Source organism: Vibrio sp. 2033 (assembly GCF_033339735.1).
Genome location: NZ_JAWOVC010000078.1, coordinates 1 through 1,524 on the forward strand (window position 1 = coordinate 1; position 1,524 = coordinate 1,524).

Genomic DNA, 1,524 nt, shown 5'->3' on the forward strand with positions numbered 1-1,524 from the left:
AAAGTTGTGACTTGCTATCTTTTTTATAATCACGTTGTTTTGTAATTATATATTACTTGCCAAATATAATCAGCGCGAAATCCGTCAATTTATTCGCGATGCTTGTCTTTAAATTCAGTCTTTTATCTAAGTTCAGCTTGATTTCACGATTTTTTTGGTAACGAGTTCAATTGCATATTATTTTATTGTGATTCAAGTAGAATCAACTTATGCGAGGGCAACGCGAATGTTGTTCTCACTCATCTTCGTTTGATTACTCTGCCCAACTCACAAATCAAAGGTGTTCTATGGAAAGCTCTCAAATTAAAAATGTTGTTTTCGATGTCGGCAACGTACTGGTTCGTTGGTCACCTCCAGAGATTGTACGCTTAACATTTGGTCATTCCGTAGATGCAGAACAAATGGCGAAAAGACTGTTCTCAAACAAGATCTGGCTAGACCTCAACAAAGGTTTGATCAGCGAAGAAGAAGCAATACACCGTTATCAACAAGAACTCGACTTAACGGCTGAAGAATGTTGCTGTTTCTTCTACTACGTAAAACAGACTCAGATTCAACTGTTCGGCAGTGTTGAGCTTCTACAAAAGGTGAAGCAAGCGGGTTACGGTGTCTACGCACTAACTGATAATGTTGTAGAAATTGTCGAACACTTAAAATCAACGTACAATTTTTGGCCACTTTTTGATGGCGCGATTGTTTCTGCCGAAGTCGAACTTTTAAAACCTCAACCGGAAATTTATCAAGCGCTTCTCTCCCGCTACGACTTAAACCCATCAGAAACCGTTTTTCTGGATGATATGCCTTACAACGTCGAAGGGGCCAAACAGGTGGGCATGGCTGCTATTCAGTTTGAAAATGCAAGCCAATGTGAAAGTGAGTTAAAGGAAATGGGCCTGTCTTTTTAACTCGCCAGATTGTTAACTATCCCGCAAACAAAAAAGAGCAGCGTCAGTGCTGCTCTTATCGTCTCCGTTCTTCGCTTAGAAAGCGTTATGAATAGATGACGTTTTCCTCAATGCCATTTACCAGCGCTTGCGCGTTAGACCAACGGAACACTTTTTCCATTACTTCTGTTCCGCCCGGAGCACGCCACGTACGCTCTTGGCATTCTTGTCCACCAATATGTTGATAGAACGAAATCGCTGATGTGTTTTGCGAGACAACTTCTAGATACAATCCTGAATTTTTGAAGTATTGCTGTTGCCACTCTGCAACGGCAAGCAAGAGTTGTTTGCCGATACCACGACCACGATAGCTATCATCAACATGCAGAGCGTCAATGAATGTACCGCGCTCAAAGTCATGATTGCCGAAGACACAGACAAAGCCGAGTAACAAGCCCCCCTCTTCTGCAAGAACGATATGTTGGTTAAATGGAGGATTGGTTAAGCGAGTTTGCCAAATCAACAATTTGTCGTCGATTGCTTCGCTGTCCAGGTAAGTGTTCGTTAAAATGCCTCGGTAGTGACGTTTCCAACTGTCTGCATGCAATTGAGCAATGCGTTCATAGTCCTTATATTCCGC

At 42.0% G+C, this 1,524-nt stretch carries 2 protein-coding genes; one reads left to right on the forward strand and one right to left on the reverse strand.

Annotation, left to right across the window (positions count from 1 at the left end; translation table 11 throughout):
* The first annotated feature begins 287 nt into the window (after positions 1–287).
* Positions 288–905: an HAD family hydrolase gene (locus R7P74_RS24695; RefSeq protein ID WP_005481262.1), complete on the forward strand. Its 618-nt coding sequence runs from the start codon at positions 288–290 to the stop codon at positions 903–905.
* 85 nt (positions 906–990) lie between these two features.
* Here the strand turns inward: R7P74_RS24695 and R7P74_RS24700 are convergent.
* The coding region (locus R7P74_RS24700; protein WP_318123284.1) for a GNAT family N-acetyltransferase at positions 991–1,524 on the reverse strand (534 nt) is incomplete at its 5' end.